The organism is Lactiplantibacillus sp. YT640 (genome assembly GCF_049745435.1).
GTDB classification, from domain to species: Bacteria; Bacillota; Bacilli; order Lactobacillales; family Lactobacillaceae; genus Lactiplantibacillus; species Lactiplantibacillus plantarum.
Genome location: NZ_JBMNVY010000039.1, coordinates 1 through 15,612, shown reverse-complemented (window position 1 = coordinate 15,612; position 15,612 = coordinate 1). Strand labels below are relative to the sequence as shown.

General features: G+C 46.7%; 15 protein-coding genes and 1 tRNA gene. 3 read left to right on the top strand and 13 right to left on the bottom strand.

Features of this window, described 5'->3' with window-relative positions:
* Nucleotides 1-123 precede the first annotated feature (123 nt).
* Together ACOV1R_RS14170 and ACOV1R_RS14165 are read right to left on the bottom strand one after the other, a co-directional pair.
* Nucleotides 124-687, bottom strand: coding sequence for a hypothetical protein (locus tag ACOV1R_RS14170; RefSeq protein ID WP_003646269.1), 564 nt, complete (start codon nt 685-687; stop codon nt 124-126).
* A gap of 433 nt (nt 688-1,120) precedes the next feature.
* Entirely contained in the window at nt 1,121-1,561 is a 441-nt protein-coding gene (locus ACOV1R_RS14165; RefSeq protein WP_003643305.1) for a hypothetical protein, read from the bottom strand.
* 198 nt (nt 1,562-1,759) lie between these two features.
* On the opposite strand from ACOV1R_RS14165, the gene ACOV1R_RS14160 reads away from it, so the two are divergent.
* Entirely contained in the window at nt 1,760-1,960 is a 201-nt protein-coding gene (locus ACOV1R_RS14160) for a hypothetical protein (protein ID WP_003643304.1), read from the top strand.
* Between the two features lie 149 nt (nt 1,961-2,109).
* On the opposite strand, the gene ACOV1R_RS14155 is transcribed toward ACOV1R_RS14160, so the two are convergent.
* On the bottom strand, nt 2,110-2,976 hold the full coding sequence (locus ACOV1R_RS14155) for an alpha/beta hydrolase (RefSeq protein WP_045352539.1): 867 nt from the start codon (nt 2,974-2,976) through the stop codon (nt 2,110-2,112).
* A complete protein-coding gene (locus tag ACOV1R_RS14150; RefSeq protein ID WP_064578302.1) occupies nt 2,969-4,276 on the bottom strand; it encodes a PTS sugar transporter subunit IIC in 1,308 nt (435 codons plus the stop codon). The genes ACOV1R_RS14155 and ACOV1R_RS14150 overlap by 8 nt, the downstream gene beginning before the upstream one ends.
* Before the next feature lie 133 nt (nt 4,277-4,409).
* Between ACOV1R_RS14150 and ACOV1R_RS14145 the strand changes: the two genes are divergently transcribed.
* Nucleotides 4,410-4,850, top strand: a complete 441-nt coding sequence (locus ACOV1R_RS14145) for a universal stress protein (RefSeq protein WP_003643301.1) — start codon at nt 4,410-4,412, stop codon at nt 4,848-4,850.
* A gap of 162 nt (nt 4,851-5,012) precedes the next feature.
* Here the strand turns inward: ACOV1R_RS14145 and ACOV1R_RS14140 are convergent.
* The 4 genes from ACOV1R_RS14140 to ACOV1R_RS14125 form a co-directional block, all read right to left on the bottom strand.
* Nucleotides 5,013-5,085, bottom strand: a tRNA-Arg gene (locus ACOV1R_RS14140).
* A 47-nt stretch (nt 5,086-5,132) separates the two neighbouring features.
* On the bottom strand, nt 5,133-6,467 hold the full coding sequence (locus tag ACOV1R_RS14135) for a DEAD/DEAH box helicase (RefSeq protein ID WP_003641354.1): 1,335 nt from the start codon (nt 6,465-6,467) through the stop codon (nt 5,133-5,135).
* A gap of 12 nt (nt 6,468-6,479) precedes the next feature.
* The gene (locus tag ACOV1R_RS14130; RefSeq protein ID WP_003641353.1) at nt 6,480-7,487 is read right to left on the bottom strand and encodes a Gfo/Idh/MocA family protein; all 1,008 of its coding nucleotides are present in this window, start codon (nt 7,485-7,487) and stop codon (nt 6,480-6,482) included.
* A 186-nt stretch (nt 7,488-7,673) separates the two neighbouring features.
* On the bottom strand, nt 7,674-7,874 hold the full coding sequence (locus ACOV1R_RS14125) for a cold-shock protein (RefSeq protein WP_003638174.1): 201 nt from the start codon (nt 7,872-7,874) through the stop codon (nt 7,674-7,676).
* A 343-nt stretch (nt 7,875-8,217) separates the two neighbouring features.
* Between ACOV1R_RS14125 and ACOV1R_RS14120 the strand changes: the two genes are divergently transcribed.
* A complete protein-coding gene (locus tag ACOV1R_RS14120; RefSeq protein WP_003641352.1) occupies nt 8,218-8,583 on the top strand; it encodes a DUF4828 domain-containing protein in 366 nt (121 codons plus the stop codon).
* Nucleotides 8,584-8,738: 155 nt separating this feature from the next.
* On the opposite strand, the gene ACOV1R_RS14115 is transcribed toward ACOV1R_RS14120, so the two are convergent.
* The 5 genes from ACOV1R_RS14115 to ACOV1R_RS14095 form a co-directional block, all read right to left on the bottom strand.
* Nucleotides 8,739-9,506, bottom strand: a complete 768-nt coding sequence (locus ACOV1R_RS14115) for a GH25 family lysozyme (RefSeq protein WP_054519078.1) — start codon at nt 9,504-9,506, stop codon at nt 8,739-8,741.
* 24 nt (nt 9,507-9,530) lie between these two features.
* Complete coding sequence (locus tag ACOV1R_RS14110; RefSeq protein WP_021356945.1) at nt 9,531-10,409, bottom strand: MurR/RpiR family transcriptional regulator; 879 nt, start codon at nt 10,407-10,409, stop codon at nt 9,531-9,533.
* A gap of 124 nt (nt 10,410-10,533) precedes the next feature.
* Nucleotides 10,534-11,418: an alpha/beta hydrolase gene (locus ACOV1R_RS14105; protein ID WP_054519079.1), complete on the bottom strand. Its 885-nt coding sequence runs from the start codon at nt 11,416-11,418 to the stop codon at nt 10,534-10,536.
* Nucleotides 11,411-12,727 carry a PTS transporter subunit EIIC gene (locus ACOV1R_RS14100; RefSeq protein WP_054519080.1) on the bottom strand — a complete coding sequence of 439 codons (1,317 nt, stop codon included), beginning with the start codon at nt 12,725-12,727 and terminating at the stop codon, nt 11,411-11,413. Before ACOV1R_RS14100 ends, ACOV1R_RS14105 begins: the two co-directional genes overlap by 8 nt.
* Before the next feature lie 240 nt (nt 12,728-12,967).
* Nucleotides 12,968-15,307: a cation-translocating P-type ATPase gene (locus ACOV1R_RS14095; RefSeq protein WP_054519081.1), complete on the bottom strand. Its 2,340-nt coding sequence runs from the start codon at nt 15,305-15,307 to the stop codon at nt 12,968-12,970.
* Nucleotides 15,308-15,612: the final 305 nt, after the last annotated feature.

Below are 15,612 nucleotides of genomic sequence, written 5' to 3'. Positions count from 1 at the left end.
GAAAGAATTTCGGAATCATGCCATTCTAAAAACTGCATAGCTATTTTAATTATTTGAACTGTCTACTTGACTCGGAGCAGTCCCGACAGTCCGTTTTTCATTATTATTAATCATAAAATTAAGTTAAACCTTATCAGCCGGATAACCCGTGTGCGCAACCAGTTGCGCATAGGTTTCATGTAACGTCACGGCCGCGACCCGCCAGCCGACCTTCAAAAGCGGAATCAACCGCAGTGGGTCTTCTACCGGCACTTGATGTTCATGGGCGAACTTACAAATCGCCGGTAAAACTTCCATATCAGAATTAGCAAAATAATAATTACCGCTATCAGTCAGCACAAAGATCGTCGCCCGAAATGCGTGGCGTGGGTCGAGTCCTTCCGTTACGTGACACCGAATCGCACCGATCTGAATTCGCCGCACCGCACTCAATGGCATTTCACCCAGATTGCGTCCTTCTGGTGACCACAAAACGACCTTTGTCGGGGTCAGTTCGACCATTGCGTACTTTTCGCTCGACGTCCCCGATAAGCGCCGTAACCAGTTACGTTCTGGTTTTGGCTTTGGATACTCCTGTCCCTGAATCTCAAAATGAAATGGGACCACGCACTTTTGCGCCCGCTCAATGGCCCGATAATGACCCGCAATTTGATGGTTCGTAAAAACAGATGCCATTGGTTTAAACATAACGCTCACCCCTCTCACCGTCAGTATACGCTTTCATGTGACAATTTACAGTGATTTCATCACGACAGTTTTCATTTTTTGTCGCAGTGTTCGGCTGAAAACAAGATAAAAATAGCGGCCAAATTACAGCGTAACTTGGCCACCACAATACTTACCAGCTTGGCTCAAACTATGTGTCAATATTCACTGCCCCTATGTGTGCTGACCGACTCGCGGTCACCCCCGCTTTGAACCATTCCGATAAGCCTGGATCAAAGTAATAATTGCTGAAGTCACCAATCAGACCTTCTGACCTCGTCATTGCAACCGCAGTTGCCTAGTCAACTCTGACCATCATTATTATAGCACCTTTGTTAACGGTTACACAACGCTAGAACTCATTCCTTAAGCCATCAAAAAAAGCTTGCCAGTTTGACAAGCTCTTGGATTACGCTTATTCAGCATCATTGGGCTGGCTATCATCAAAGTCAGCTGGCATGATGGCAAAGTTGCTAGCTTCAGTTGACAATAATGCTGCATAGGCCCGGACTTTGGCAGACAACGCTGGAATGATGGCACCATTCAAATTGTTCAACATTTCTTGTTCGTCGTCTTCAATTGATTTGTTGTCAGATTGACGTTCAATAATTCCCACCATCTCACCACTTAGGCGTACAATCGCAAAAACGGTCGCGGATAAGTCGAACATTTCTTCTTTATAGGTCACTTGTAATTGGGCCTGCACAACGTCATCGCCAAACGTCTTCTTAACATCTGGATTGGCGGTCGTATAGCTGAATTGACCCTGACCAGGATTGTCATCGTCTTCAGAACGATCATAAACGATTTGGAAATGTAAGTCTTGGATTGCTGAGTTTAAGATTTCAATATTCATTTAGCCAAACTCCCTTTTATATATTACTCCCACCATAAAGGAAAACTTGGCAAAATACAATCAAATTTGCCGGCTTTTTGTGAATAATCCGTTAATATGCCGTTAACGTTTTGTAAAGTCAGTAACGGACCTTAGGTTGACGCTGACTCGAATTACTTATACACTAAATAAGGATTTTAGTTAAGGGGGCGTTCTATCATGTCGATCCACCGAGGATTACCAGTGCTCGTCATCCTGGCCGTCTGTGGCGGTTTACTGACTCTGCCGGCAACCAATGCACAAGCCTTGCGAGTTCGGGGAACCCGTGTCACAATGCGAGTCAAGCACCGGGCGAAGCCGTCGAAGCACCACTATTCGAAACGGTCAGCCCGCTCACACAACGCCAGGCATCATCATTAATTTATTGCAAATCTAACTAAAAAACGATTAGCGTCCCGGTTACGAGACGCTAATCGTTTTTGTTGTTCTATTCACTGCATGTATAACTTTCTTAACCAGATCGTTCACCAGTGTTGTCTTAACAGCAGTAGCACTGCCACACAACGTAACTAATTTTGTACCCGTTGTGCGTTTTTTTGACGAACCTTGTCAGGCATCGTTTCAGCCAATAAATACTGTCGAATCAGGCTGACGATTTGCTTATTCTGTGGTAGATCGGAGTGCGCCGTATTCGCCCCCGTTACAGTAATCTCCGTAAAATGCTTGACCTGATCTTGAAAGATGTACTTACCGTAGTTAACGCTGTTATACGGCACCGTCCCATCACTGGTATAGTTTTCCGTCCCCGCAATCGAGTAAACGGTTAACGATTCCGGCAAACCAGTCCGATAACGGTAAAGTTCCTTGAACATGCTCGTCTTGGCGGTCGTACTTGTCGATTCCATATTGTACGGCGAGGCAATCGTCATTAACCGGTCAATATGAACCTTCGGGCTTTCCTTTAGATAGCGCTCTAAAAAGAGGGTCCAAATGAGGCCACCATTGGAATGACCTAGCGCATAGAAGTGATTAAAGTGATACGTTTTGACCAGCGCCTTGAATGCTGTATTCAACCAGACAGCTTGCTTATCAATATTAGCTTTACCATCACGATTATTCGCGAAGCCAATCACGATGAACGGCTCATTATCATTAGCAGCAATCGAACCACTATACTTAATTGTCCCATCCGTCTGAACTGTCAGCTTCAATACACTGTGTTTTTTCGGCGTTTCCTTCCCCAACTCGGTAATCAAACTATCAAACCGGTTTTGTGACGCACTCGATCCGGGGACCATAATAACTGGTGCCATCCGCGTCCGACCAGTGTTTTTCAGCGTCTTGATATTCGCTTGACTCCACGTGTAGGCCGGCCAACAAATCCCGATTAACAAACCGATTCCGAGGAGCCACCGCCACCAATATCGTTTAAGCATCCGCCTTCGCCTCCCCCTCAACCTGGTTTGCCAGTAAGACAAATGGCAAGTAGATTGCTGTGGCCACCGCTATATTGATCAGACTAACGATGAAAGCCCGCCAGTCGCCACCAGTTCCCAGCCAACCGGTCAAGAAGCCCGGCATCGTTCTACCAACCGGATAAACGACCGGCGGCATCCATTGAAGCTTCAACGCGCACCACGTGATGACCATACTAGCCAGTGGCGCTAACAAAAACGGAATCGCTAAAATCGGACTATAAGCAATCGGTAAGCCGACGAGCAACGGTTGGTTGATATTAAACAGTACTGGCAAGGCACTGGTCTTGGCCACCGTTCGATAATTACGGTTACGTGAACGCCACAAAATTGCAATCAATAACGCTAACGTCATTCCGGGACCACCTACGTTCGCAAACGCATCAAATAACGTATGGAGCGTTACTGGATTTGGCGCGCCCCACGCCGAACCGTGTTGCAACGCATATTCCAAATTTTGAACCGTACTCGTAGTACTGTTACCACTAAAGTCAACCGGACCGATAATCCCAATTAACCAGTATAAATTGCTGAGTGATGCCACGCCAATTATCGCTAGTAGCGACGCCCCCGGATTACTGAATGGTAAGGTGAAGACCGCGTAAAACAGGCCGTTTAATCCCCCTTTACTGACAAAACTAATACCATACCCGATGGCACTGAACACCAGCAAAGCAGCGACTATCGGTAACCAGTTCGCGTGTGCCCGCGCTAGCAAGTGGGTCTGGGTCTCGATCTCCTGGTGGATGTGTGGATACCGTGTCAAATGACTGAACAACCAACCAGTCAACAGGCCCACCAATAGTGCGAGGAAGATGCCCTGAGTTCCCAAATTATCTTCTAAAAACCGACTGCCAGCAGGCTGACCCTGGGTACTAAAAAAATTATAATTGATATTAAGCATGATAAAACTAATTGCCGCCGTCAATCCCGCTAACAGATTATCACGCTGGGCACTCCGCGCGACAAAATTAGCGGCTGAAAAAGCCGCAATCACGGCAAGGATGCCGTTGATACTCAGATTAAGCATCGTCGTGTAAGTTGCCAAATGTTTAAACCCCGGCAGCCAGTGACTGAGATAATAAATATGATTCAAAAAACCATTGCGCTGAAAGATTGCCTGGTTCATAAAACTAACGTACGCCCCAACTAATGCGAATGGAAAAAGCAGCGTCAACGTATCACGTAAGGCGCGCCAATAACGTTGCCGCTCAACGACCCGTTCAAAGGTCAATAGGCCGTTCTGTACATGCTTTAACATACCTAACCCCCAAAAGAAATTTACTGTCTATAATATACGCTAGTTCATCGACCTTGCCCACTAGGTGCGTTTAATTTTATTGCCCAACACTAATCCATTATAATTATCGTAAAGATAACTGGAGGTGGTTATAATGCCAAGCCGTTACACAAATATTTTAGTACCTGTTGACAGTTCCGATGCTGCACAAGCCGCTTTTACTGAAGCGGTCAACATTGCCCAGCGGCACCAAGCAAACCTGACTGCGCTCTACGTGGTGGATGACAGCGCCTACCACACCCCCGCACTCGACCCGGTTCTATCTGAATTACTAGACGCGGAAGCCGCTCACGCAAAGGATGCCATGCGGCAGCGACAACAATTCGTCGCCACCACGTCCGCACCGAATTTAAAAACTGAAATCAGCTACGGGATTCCAAAACACACCATTGAGGACTATGCCAAGCAACATCCCGAAATTGACTTGATCGTGCTCGGCGCCACTGGTACCAACTCGCCCCATCGCGTAGCCGTTGGTTCAACGACCAGCTACGTCGTGGATCACGCCCCTTGCAACGTCATCGTCATTCGTTAATCGCAACGCCCGCTACTAGTCATTTGGACTGGTAGCGGGCGTTTAGACTAATACAGTATTCATTTCGATTTCATATCATTTGTGGCTACTTAAACCCAAAGCACCGTTTCAAGGTAACGTCACTAAAACGCTGCCCTGAAACGGTGCTTTCTAATATTCAACTGACCCCACCCGGACTCGAACCGGGATCAACCGCTTAGGAGGCAGGTGCCCTATCCAGTTGTGCTATGAGGCCATTAACAATCCGTAAAATATCATCTCACGGATTGTGCATTTTGGCAATTACTGATTGCTAAAGCGATCACGATTTTTCTTGCGCATCCCTTTTTTCTTAGAATGCTTATTGTGACCTTTCTTCTTTTTAGGTGTTGCCGCAGCGGGCCGCTTCCGGCTCGTCTCCACTCGCTTAACCTCATCTGGGTGACCAGCACTCACGACCCGGTGCCGACCGTTAGCCGCGTTGCCAGCCGTTTCTGGATGGTCGAACGTTAACGGTGGAACAACTTTATCTGGTTTCGTATCAACAATATGATAATCGACCAAGTAACCCGGCTTGATTTCATAGTCAGTCGTCGCCATCAGCTTCTTAAAGTCGCGGACATCATGGTCGTCACCGAACGTCAAGACTAGTCCATCAGCACCCATGCGGCCTGTCCGACCACTCCGGTGAATATAAGTCGTGACGTCTTTAGGCAACTGATAGTTGATCACAGCTGGCAATTCGGGCACGTCTAGACCCCGAGCCGCCAAATCAGTGGTCAACAACAGCCCGACCTTGCCTTGCCGGAATAACCGCAACGCTTTTTCACGTTCAACCTGCCGTTGATTACTGGTCAAGGCAACGTAACTCACGTGCTGGTGTCGTAATTCTAAGGCGACATGTTGGAGTTCCTGCATCTTATTGAAGAAAACGAGGGCCCGCATATGGTCAACACGACTAATCCGTTTCAGTAAGTCCACCCGGTGCCGATTACCCACTTGCATCGTCCGGTGCCGAACCACCCCCTGGGTCTGATCAATGGCCCGCACATCAATTTTTTCAACATGCTGACCAAACCAGCGTGGCAACTCATCTAAAATTTTAGTTTCGGTTGCTGAGAAGAAGCCTAATTGTAACGTTTCAGCAAATGTAGCGTCGAGAATTTCACGAATCTGATCCAAGGTTTCATCTGTCAGTAATTCATCGGCTTCGTCGACGATCATCATCTTCAGATGCCCAAGCTTGATCTTCCCATCCGCAATCAGGTTAGTAATCCGCCCCGGCGTCCCAACAATTACTTCAGGATGCTTTTTGAGCTTTTCCATCTGCCGCTTAACATTAGCCCCCCCGGTAATCGCGAGGACTTTGGCATCGATCAATTGGCCCCACTCGCGCACCACGTTGGTTGTTTGCATCGCGAGTTCTTGTGATGGCGCTAGGATCAGTGCCTGCGTGCCTTCTCCGACCCGCAACGCTTCGAGCATTGGCCACGTAAACGCTAGGGTCTTACCAGACCCCGTTGGTGCGAGTCCTAACACCGATTGACCAGCTGCAAGTGGCTCGGCCACTGCCGTTTGAATCGGCGACAACTCGGTGAACCCCGCCGCCGCAAATTTAGTTTTAAATACGTCTAACATAGTGCCTCATTTCTATTTATCGGTATCAGGGGCTTCACCCGTAAAATATAGGTGCCCTGACTGCCGCAAATTAAATAATAGTTTATTAACATTTCGACTAAGTTGCCGCCAAGCTAAGTATTCCGTCTGGTGATTACTTGGGTCATTGATAACGGTTGCGAAGTCGCGCGCCTCGGCCAGCATTGGATTGGTATCGGGTTGCGCCCCAATCGCATGCTCCTGACCATCCTTATCTTGATAAGTGATTTGTCCAAGTTCAGCAGGATTGTCCATCACAATAGCGTCGCGCAGACCGTTGATTTCAGATGGCAAGAACGAATTACTAGTCTTACCAACGTTCAAGGTCACCGTAAAGTCAGCGTAGCGTAAAATAGCCACACCCTTACCGTCAACGCCCGTTCGAATCAAGGTTGGGTAGTAAGCCACCTCTTCCGGCATGCCGAACCAGCCGACCGCATCGTAGGCCAGGTACACGCCTAAATCCTGAAGCGCCCCACCGGCAAAGTTCAACGAGAAGATATTCGGTTCTTCACCAGCCAAGACGGCGTCATACCGTGACGAGTATTTCATGTAAGTCAACGTCGCACCCTGAACTAAGGATAACTTTTTAATCTGATCCTTGACGCGTTGGAAATTAACTTCGTGAATCTGGCGTGCTGCTTCAAATAATAGGACATCAGGGTGAGCCTTTAAAACGGCATCTAACTGTTCAAATTCTTGTTGGTTCGCCACGGCTGGCTTCTCGACGATGACGTGCTTACCATAGGCGATTGCTTGTTTAGCCTGGGCAAAATGCAGACTGTTTGGTGACGCAATGTAGACCGTATCAAAACTACCCCGACTGAAAAATGCATCTAAATCCGTAAAAGTCTCATCGGCATGATTCTTGGCGGCAAAAGCCTGCGCGGTCTCAGCATGGCGGGAATAAACACTCGTCAATTGCCATTCACCAGAGGCAGCGGCAGCATCAATAAATTGTTGCGTAATCCAATTCGTTCCGATAATTCCTAATTTTAACATCGATTTGACTCCTCTCAACGGCGCTAGTCAACCAGTCGTGATTGGTGGCGCTTACTCGTGCGTTTAGTTTATAATTCTATTTTACCAGTTTTCGCCGTTAAGTTGGGCCATAAGGGTCAAAAGTCACCCGCTATTTTGCGCATAAAAAAAGAGCCGCCACACGGGCAGCCCTTTTAAAAGCTAAGCTTATTGAGGAACAACGTTAGCAGCTTGTGGGCCACGATCGCTTGATTCTTCATCAAAGGTAACTTTTTGGCCTTCTTCTAAGGTCTTGAAACCGTCAGTTTGGATAGCTGAGAAGTGAACGAATACATCGTTGCCATCTTCACCAGTAATAAAGCCATAACCCTTATCAGCATTGAACCATTTTACAGTACCATTTTTCATGAACTAAATCCTCCTAGGATATAAAAATAAAAAGTAACTAACACATGTTATTAACACCTATAAAGAATTTACGGTAACACAATTAAATGATACTTTAAAACTTCACATAAATGCCAATCACATTATATAGATTAACACACTCACCCAGTAATTTCCAATCAGAACACAAATTAATTCAAAAAAATTAGTTACCGCCCTTCCGAAATTGATCAAATATTACGTTCATTACCCGCAGGTAACAGTGACATAAAGGCTTTAATAAGAATCCACTTATTACGTGACGTTAACGCCGTTTTAGTGGTATATTTTAACTATAGATTTATTCAGAAAGAAGGTTGATCCAGTGAAGCGGCGTGGCGCAATATTATTTGGTTTATCATTACTTGCAGGACTTTCTAGTACACTACTCCACAAACGGCACCCTAGTACGATCGCTGACGGTGACTTAGCGGTTTTCTACGCGGGAACTTGGACCTATCGTGATGAGGCGCATCACCGGGACCACACGTTGGAGATTGATCCCAACATGATGATTCGCATCGACGGGCGCTCGGTACCAGCCACCGTCGAATCCATCTCATCGAGTGCGCTCGTCTTACTTGATCAATATGGATTTCACCTTGAGGTGCGGGCTAATGAGCAACGACCTGTAACCCTCTTTGACGAAGCCGATGATCGCAGTTATGTCATCTTATCGCCAAATACCTAATGACGCTAGTGACGTCCTAAGGATTTTAATAGGTCGCCATCAAAATAAGTCGCAAGTTCAAGAAGAGTCTTGAACTTGCGACTTATTTTTAGTCAGCCTAGCAGCTAATAAACTGTTAATTTGATTTGCGAAATAAATTATTCAAGGATTAGGCCTTAATTTAAGCCCTGCGCCACAACTTTATTGTACGCTGTCACACTACCGTTGAATAGAATTCCAGCGAACTCTTGACGAGTCCCGTTCTGGCGGTAAACGGCGCGATCGGAATAATGCATAAACATCACTCGTCGTCCCTGTTGGTGGGTCTTCGCCGTGTCCAGCCATAAGTCAGTGTCTTTTAGTGCGGGCTTAACGATCTGCTTGGCAACTGCGGGCGTTGACCATACGACGCAGGAGCGATTATAATCCTGGTTCAACGTGGTCACTAATGCCTTAAGCTTAGCACGACTTTTTCGGACCGCAATCGTCTGGTCCGTGTAGTCACCGTAGTATTGCACTTGAATCGCAATTGGTAAATTGCCGACGCTATCCCCGACCGTTTTCTCGAAATAGGCCGCTTGGGCCGCAGCAGTCGATGAAAAACTAAACGTGTGAATCACGCCAACGCCCAAACTCGTACCAACGATTCGCTCATAATTACTTGCGAAGTTATCATCCGTATAACTAGCCCCTTGAGTGGCATGTAGATAGACAAACTTGAGGCCATCATTTTGCAAGGTCGCAAAGTCTAAATAACCGTCATTTTGTGACACGGCAACTCCACGCACATTGAAGCCACTCACGACAGCGTTACTGCGCCAACGTAGCCAGACCAAGCCGCCCCAAACACTGCCCATAATCACTAATAGAACTAATAACCAGCCAATTCGGTAACGCCACCGCGTTTTCGCGTATACTGGTCGATAATGTTGCCGCTTTGTCATCTCATCAATCCTTTGCCTACAGCATTAAAGCTCTGTTCGCGTTTGACTAATGGCCTCGCGAACCCGGCCAAGACTTTCTGCCATTTCGATATTGCCATGGACAGCAGTCATCAAGAAGAGACTATCGATAATGCTCATCTGAGCAATCAAAGAAGTTAGTCCTTCCGAACGATAATTAATTTCTTCTGCAACTGAAATAAAGGCAACAGTACTGTCCTTGGCTAGGGGGGAATTACCAAAGCTAGTCAACGCGATTATTGGCACGTTTTGTGAATTCAGGGTAGCCAATACTTGTAGTGTTTGCTGATTACGCCCAGTATGTGAGATCACCACTGCCACGTCATTAGCGTTCATCTGAGCTGCCTGCATCAGTTGCATATCATAGTCACTATTATGAGCGCACGGAATACCGGTGCGCACAAACTTATGATAACCATCTAGGGCAGCGACTGCGGAGCCGCCGAGACCATAAAAACCAATCGAGCGAGCATTCAGCAACAATTCCACTGCCCGCTTGAGGTCCGCTTCCGTCATTACCTGACTTGTCTGATCTAGCGAACTACGAATACTATTGAATGTTGATTCCGCAATTCCTTTAAAAGTCGTTTGTTTTTCGACATCTTGAAAAGCTTCAGCATTAGTTTGTTCAATCGGTTCGGCCGCCGTTAGTTCACGTGAGAAGTCCCGGAAACTACTAAAACTAATCCGTTTGACAAACCGTGAAACTGTGGCCGTTGAAACGCCAACCGCTGCGGCCAAGTCTGAAATCGACTGAGCTGCCGTTTTAATTGGGTCGGCAATAATATAATCGGCAATCTTGCGGTCCGTCACACTTAGATTCGGATAATAAGACCGAATTAAAGTCAGGACCCGATTGCGATGTACTGGTGATTGTGTGGACATTTCGGCCACCTCCATGACCAAATTTTACCACAATTCTTAATAACACCCTAAATTTCCTCACAAATGCTATCGTTGTGGGCCATTGATTACTGACCAATCCGCAGCGGTTAGACCTTGTTACCATTCATTCTGTGGTGCCAACTGATACTAAGCCCTTACGAGTCTGTTTCGGCTTATCCAACATGTAAGTTCTGATCAACGTCACAATTTGCGCATTTTGAGGTAAATCGGAGTGCTGGGCATCCGTACCAGTAACCGTAATCTCTGTAAAATGCTTGACTTGCCCTTGATAAATATACTTACCAGCTTCGACACTTCGCGCTGGAACAAGACCATCTGAATCATAGTTTTCGGTACCTGCGACCGAATACATCGTCGCCGACTTAGGCAATCGATCGCGGTACTTAATAAAGTCAGCTAACATTTGTGTCTTATGATTCAAATTAGCTTCTGAGAAATTGTAAGGTGAGCCAATGGTCATAATTCGTTTGACCTTAATATCGTCGCGATTAAAATAGTGTTCAAAGTAGTACGTATAAATCAAACCACCATTCGAGTGACCAATTGCTTTGAAATTATTGAATTGATACTTGGCAGCCAACTTCTTAAAGGCTAGTGAGAACCAACGGGCCTGATGCTTAATATTATCATAGCCGTCACGATTATTTTGAAAGCCAACGACGATGATTGGCTCGTTATCACGGGCACGCAACGACCCCGTCATTTTAATCGTATCATCCGTCATCACGGTCAGCTTAATTAAACTATGCCGACGATGATCAGCCTTATTAAGTTGCTTGACTAAGGTGTCAAACCGATTCTGGGTCGCACTACTGCCGGGAATCATAATAATTGGTGACATCTGCGAATCATGGCGTCCTGCCATCGCAGCCACGTTGGTTTTCGTCCACTGGTATGAGGGCTGAATCAAAAAGCCCAGAAATAGTAAGCCTAATACAAGCACTAACAGACTTCGCCGCCGTCGCTGCCAATTAGGTCGATTATACATGCTTAGCACCCCCCACCTGTGCTTGCGCCGCCTGCACAATGGTTTCCGCCAACCGCATGAACGGCAAATAGATCACCACTGATAGTGCCAAATCAACGATACCAAGTAAAAGTGCCACCACGTTACCGTTAGTGCCGATAAAGGCAATCAACGGTCCCGGCGTACCCACGGGAACCGGATAAACCACGGGTGGAATCCAATGAAACCCAATTGCCAGCGCCGCCAGTCCCATATTTACGACAGGCACAAGCACAAATGGTATTAGATAGATTGGATTATATAGAACTGGTAAGCCTGTCAGTAGCGGTCCATTACTATTAAAGAGCGCAGGTAATAGACTCCACCGCGCGACTACGTGGTAGTTATGATTGTTGCTACCGATATAAATGGCAATCACTAAGGCCAGCAACATCCCCGTTCCGCCAAACGTCCCAAATGCGTGATACAACGTGTTGGCCGTATACGGATACGGCACGTGATACGCCGAGTGATGTGTGAGTGCATAATTCAAATTGGCCGTCATTGTCGCACTGTTGGTCACCAAGCGTTCTTGGTACGGACCAGCTAGTCCAAGAATTTCTAACAACAGCGTCACAACTGCCATGCCAAAGGTCAGCCACAGACTGTGACTAGTCGTTGCGTACTTTTGAAATGCCGACCAACTTTCAGCAGAGTACGTAATAATCATCAGCCAGTTCAAAGCGAGGCTCACTAGCACGGCCAATACTAGTATTAAGGCCATTGGAAGTAGTGAACTGAAAGTCCGTGTCAAGATATCGGCCATATGCGGACTACTTTGTGCCGGAACCGGCTTGCTGAACCATTTGAAAAACAGGCCGGTCAAGCCACCCACAATCAATGCGCCCGTTAGACCGTTAGTCCCGATCAATAAAGTATTAAAAACACCAATTTGGTTTTGATTCGTATACTGATAAGCCACGATCAATAGCGCAATCGCGGCGGTCAATCCCGCTAGTTGGTCATCGCGCTGATTGAGTTTGGCATGGTATTTTGCCGCACCAAATGCTGCTACTACGGCCACACCGTTGAGCGTCAAGGTTGTTAAACTATCAAACGGATAGTGTAAGTAACGATAGTATGGGACCCATTTTGACAGGTGAAAGATACTGGCAATAAACCCCGTTTTCGTCAACACGGTCAGTTGAATGATTTGACTGAACGTCCCAATCAAAATGAATGGGAACGTCAACATCAAGGTCCGTTGAATAATCCGATAGAAGTTAGTTTGCCGAAAACGCAACAAGCGCGGCACTAACCGTTGAATTAACCGTTGTTCATCAAGCCACACAATACCGCCCCCATTCCGGTAATCTACTGAACTTCATTATAAGCCGTTTTAGACGCTGCTGCCTATTAAAATCTGTTATAAATTTACATGCTATGCTGGTATCAACCATACTTATATCGGATTGTTAATTTAATCTGACTGGTCAACAACGGTGTGGCTTACGCTGAGACAGCAATCTGATTACACCAAAAAAGGCCACGCCGTAATTGCAGCGTGGCCCCGTCACCTAAATTTGATCGATTATCGCCAATTGATCTTGCTGAGAACGCGTTTTCCTAAGCCATTTTGCAGAACAATGAACACCGGATACGCACTGATCATCAGTGGTAGGTAAATCACAGCTAACGACCAATCTAATAGATTAACCAATGAGAAAATTCGGCCGGCAAACAAAAAGACTAGGACGAACAGTGTTGCCATTAACACGACTAACCCAATTTTGAACCGGTTCAACGGCCGGGCTGCAATCAATAACGCATTTAAACTAAAGATCCCGGTCATCAACACACTCAATGTCGCGGTCGTTTCGAAATTCAGCTGGAACTTATTACCTAACACCATGATGACCATGATATAGCCGACCACGCAGATCGCCGCGGGAACGGCAATCTCCATCACCTGTTTCATAAAGCGCCCGGTAATTCGCGTATAATCAGGCTGTAACGCCAAGAAAAAGGTTGGAATACCAACCATCAACGATGAAATCGGTGTTAATTGGATGGGCTCAAACGGGTAGCTGTGGCTCATGAAGATAAAAATCAACGTCAGAGCGACCGAATACATCGTCTTAATCAAGTAGAGCGCGGCGACCCGTTCAATATTATTGATAACGCGGCGACCCTCGTTCAGCACTTGCACCATCGCATCAAAGTTCGAATCGATTAAGACAAAATCAGCCAAACTCTTCGTGGCTTCACTCCCACTCGCCATCGCGATACTACAATCCGCCTGTTTCAGCGCCAACAAATCATTAACGCCGTCACCAGTCATCGCTACGGTATGGCCGTTGCGCTGATAGGCTTTAATTAGTTGCTCTTTTTGTTGCGGCGTCACTCGACCGAACACCGTATAATTTGTCACTAGCTGATCATAGTCGGGGGTAGTCCCCACTTGACTCATATCAACCAGCCGATCAGCGTCCTTGATCTCAGCCCGTTGTGCAATACTGGCGACCGTCACCGGATTATCACCAGAAATAACTTTTAGGGCGACGTCTTGATTAGCAAAAAAACCAAACGTCGTCTTAGCGTGTGGCCGCAACTCATCCGTAATCAGAATTAATCCCAAAGTCATCGGTCGAGTCGGTTTGGGCGTCGTTAAGGCGGCCACTTCGGCTAACACTAATACCCGGTAACCTTGTTGCGCGAGCGTTTTGATGCGAGACTGTAACTCGCCGGGTACCGTGGTAAAAATAAATTCCGGTGCGCCCATAACGTAAGCGTGACCATCAAACGCGGCCCCACTCCACTTACGACTTGAAGAAAAGGGAAGAACTTCTGTCGCTTGCACTGGTGGCTGACCAAAAGCAGTCTTGATGGCCCGGGCCGTTTCATTATCATCATCAATAGCAGTGACTAACGCAGCTAACCGGTGCTCCACTGCTGTCAAATCATGCTGGTTCCACGGCTCAACGCGTTCAAAAACTAACTTGCCACTAGTAATCGTTCCAGTCTTGTCGAGGCACAACGTATCGACCCGGGCCAGTGCTTCAATGGCGGGTAGCTCCCGCACCAATACCTGGTGCCGGCCTAAAGTGAACGCCCCAGCAGCTAAAGCGACTGACGTTAACAGCACCAGTCCTTCCGGAATCATCCCGACCATCGCGGCCACCGTCCCGAGGATTGCCCGGTTCTGACTTTCACCCCGCATCATAGTGGAAATGAACAGACCAGCACCTAGTGGAATAATCGTAAAGGTCAAAATTTTGATAATTCGATTGATAATCGTTAACAGTTGACTTGGCGTCCGCCGTTTTTGCTTAGCTGCTCGCGCCATCTGCTTGATAAAACTACCGTGACCAACCTGCGTCGCCTGCACGATTCCGTGTCCGCCAAGGATGACACTCCCAGAAACCAACTCATCACCCGGCCCCTTAATGACCGGATCAGCCTCACCCGTAATCTGGGACTCATCGACCTCTAATCCAGCGGTCGCCCGCACGAGCCCGTCCACAGGAATCTGCTCGCCACGGGTCACTAATAGTAAATCATCCTGAACGATTTCGTCCTGACCGATCGCTACCGTTTGACCGTCACGGCGGACTTGAATCTTAGTGGCCGATAATAGTGATAGCTTATCAACCTGGCGCTTGGCACGAATCTCCTGAAAAATACCGATGGCCGTGTTGACGATGACCACGAATAAGAACAGCATGTTCTTATAGCTTCCTGTCAAAAAAACTAACCCAGCTAACAAAACATTGATACAGTTAAAAAGTGTTAGCAAATTATCACGAAAAATCTGTTTAACAGACCGCGTTAAGGGCGGTAACGGCTCATTCTTTAGACCCGCTGTCAGGCGCTGGTCAACTTGCTTAGTCGTTAACCCGTGTTCAATTGCTGATAAATAACGTTCCGACATGGTGGGCCCCCTTAAAATTAACTTTAACCTTATTGTAAACGATTTTTTAAGCCTGGGGCTAAAATAACGCCCTAATTTAGCGTTTACCATGCAGAATTAAGATTTTCATTACGATTGATCATAAAATTACTTCAATAAATCATTATTGATTTTGATTTCAGCCTTAACAAAGATTATTGTATTACGCCCCATTTACTGCTAAATATTGGCGAATTTAACCTGACGAATTGTCAAATCAAGCGCAACTTTTTGCCGAAGAAAACTTCACTTGGACTTTTCCATCCCAAGACCTTGCGTGGACGGTT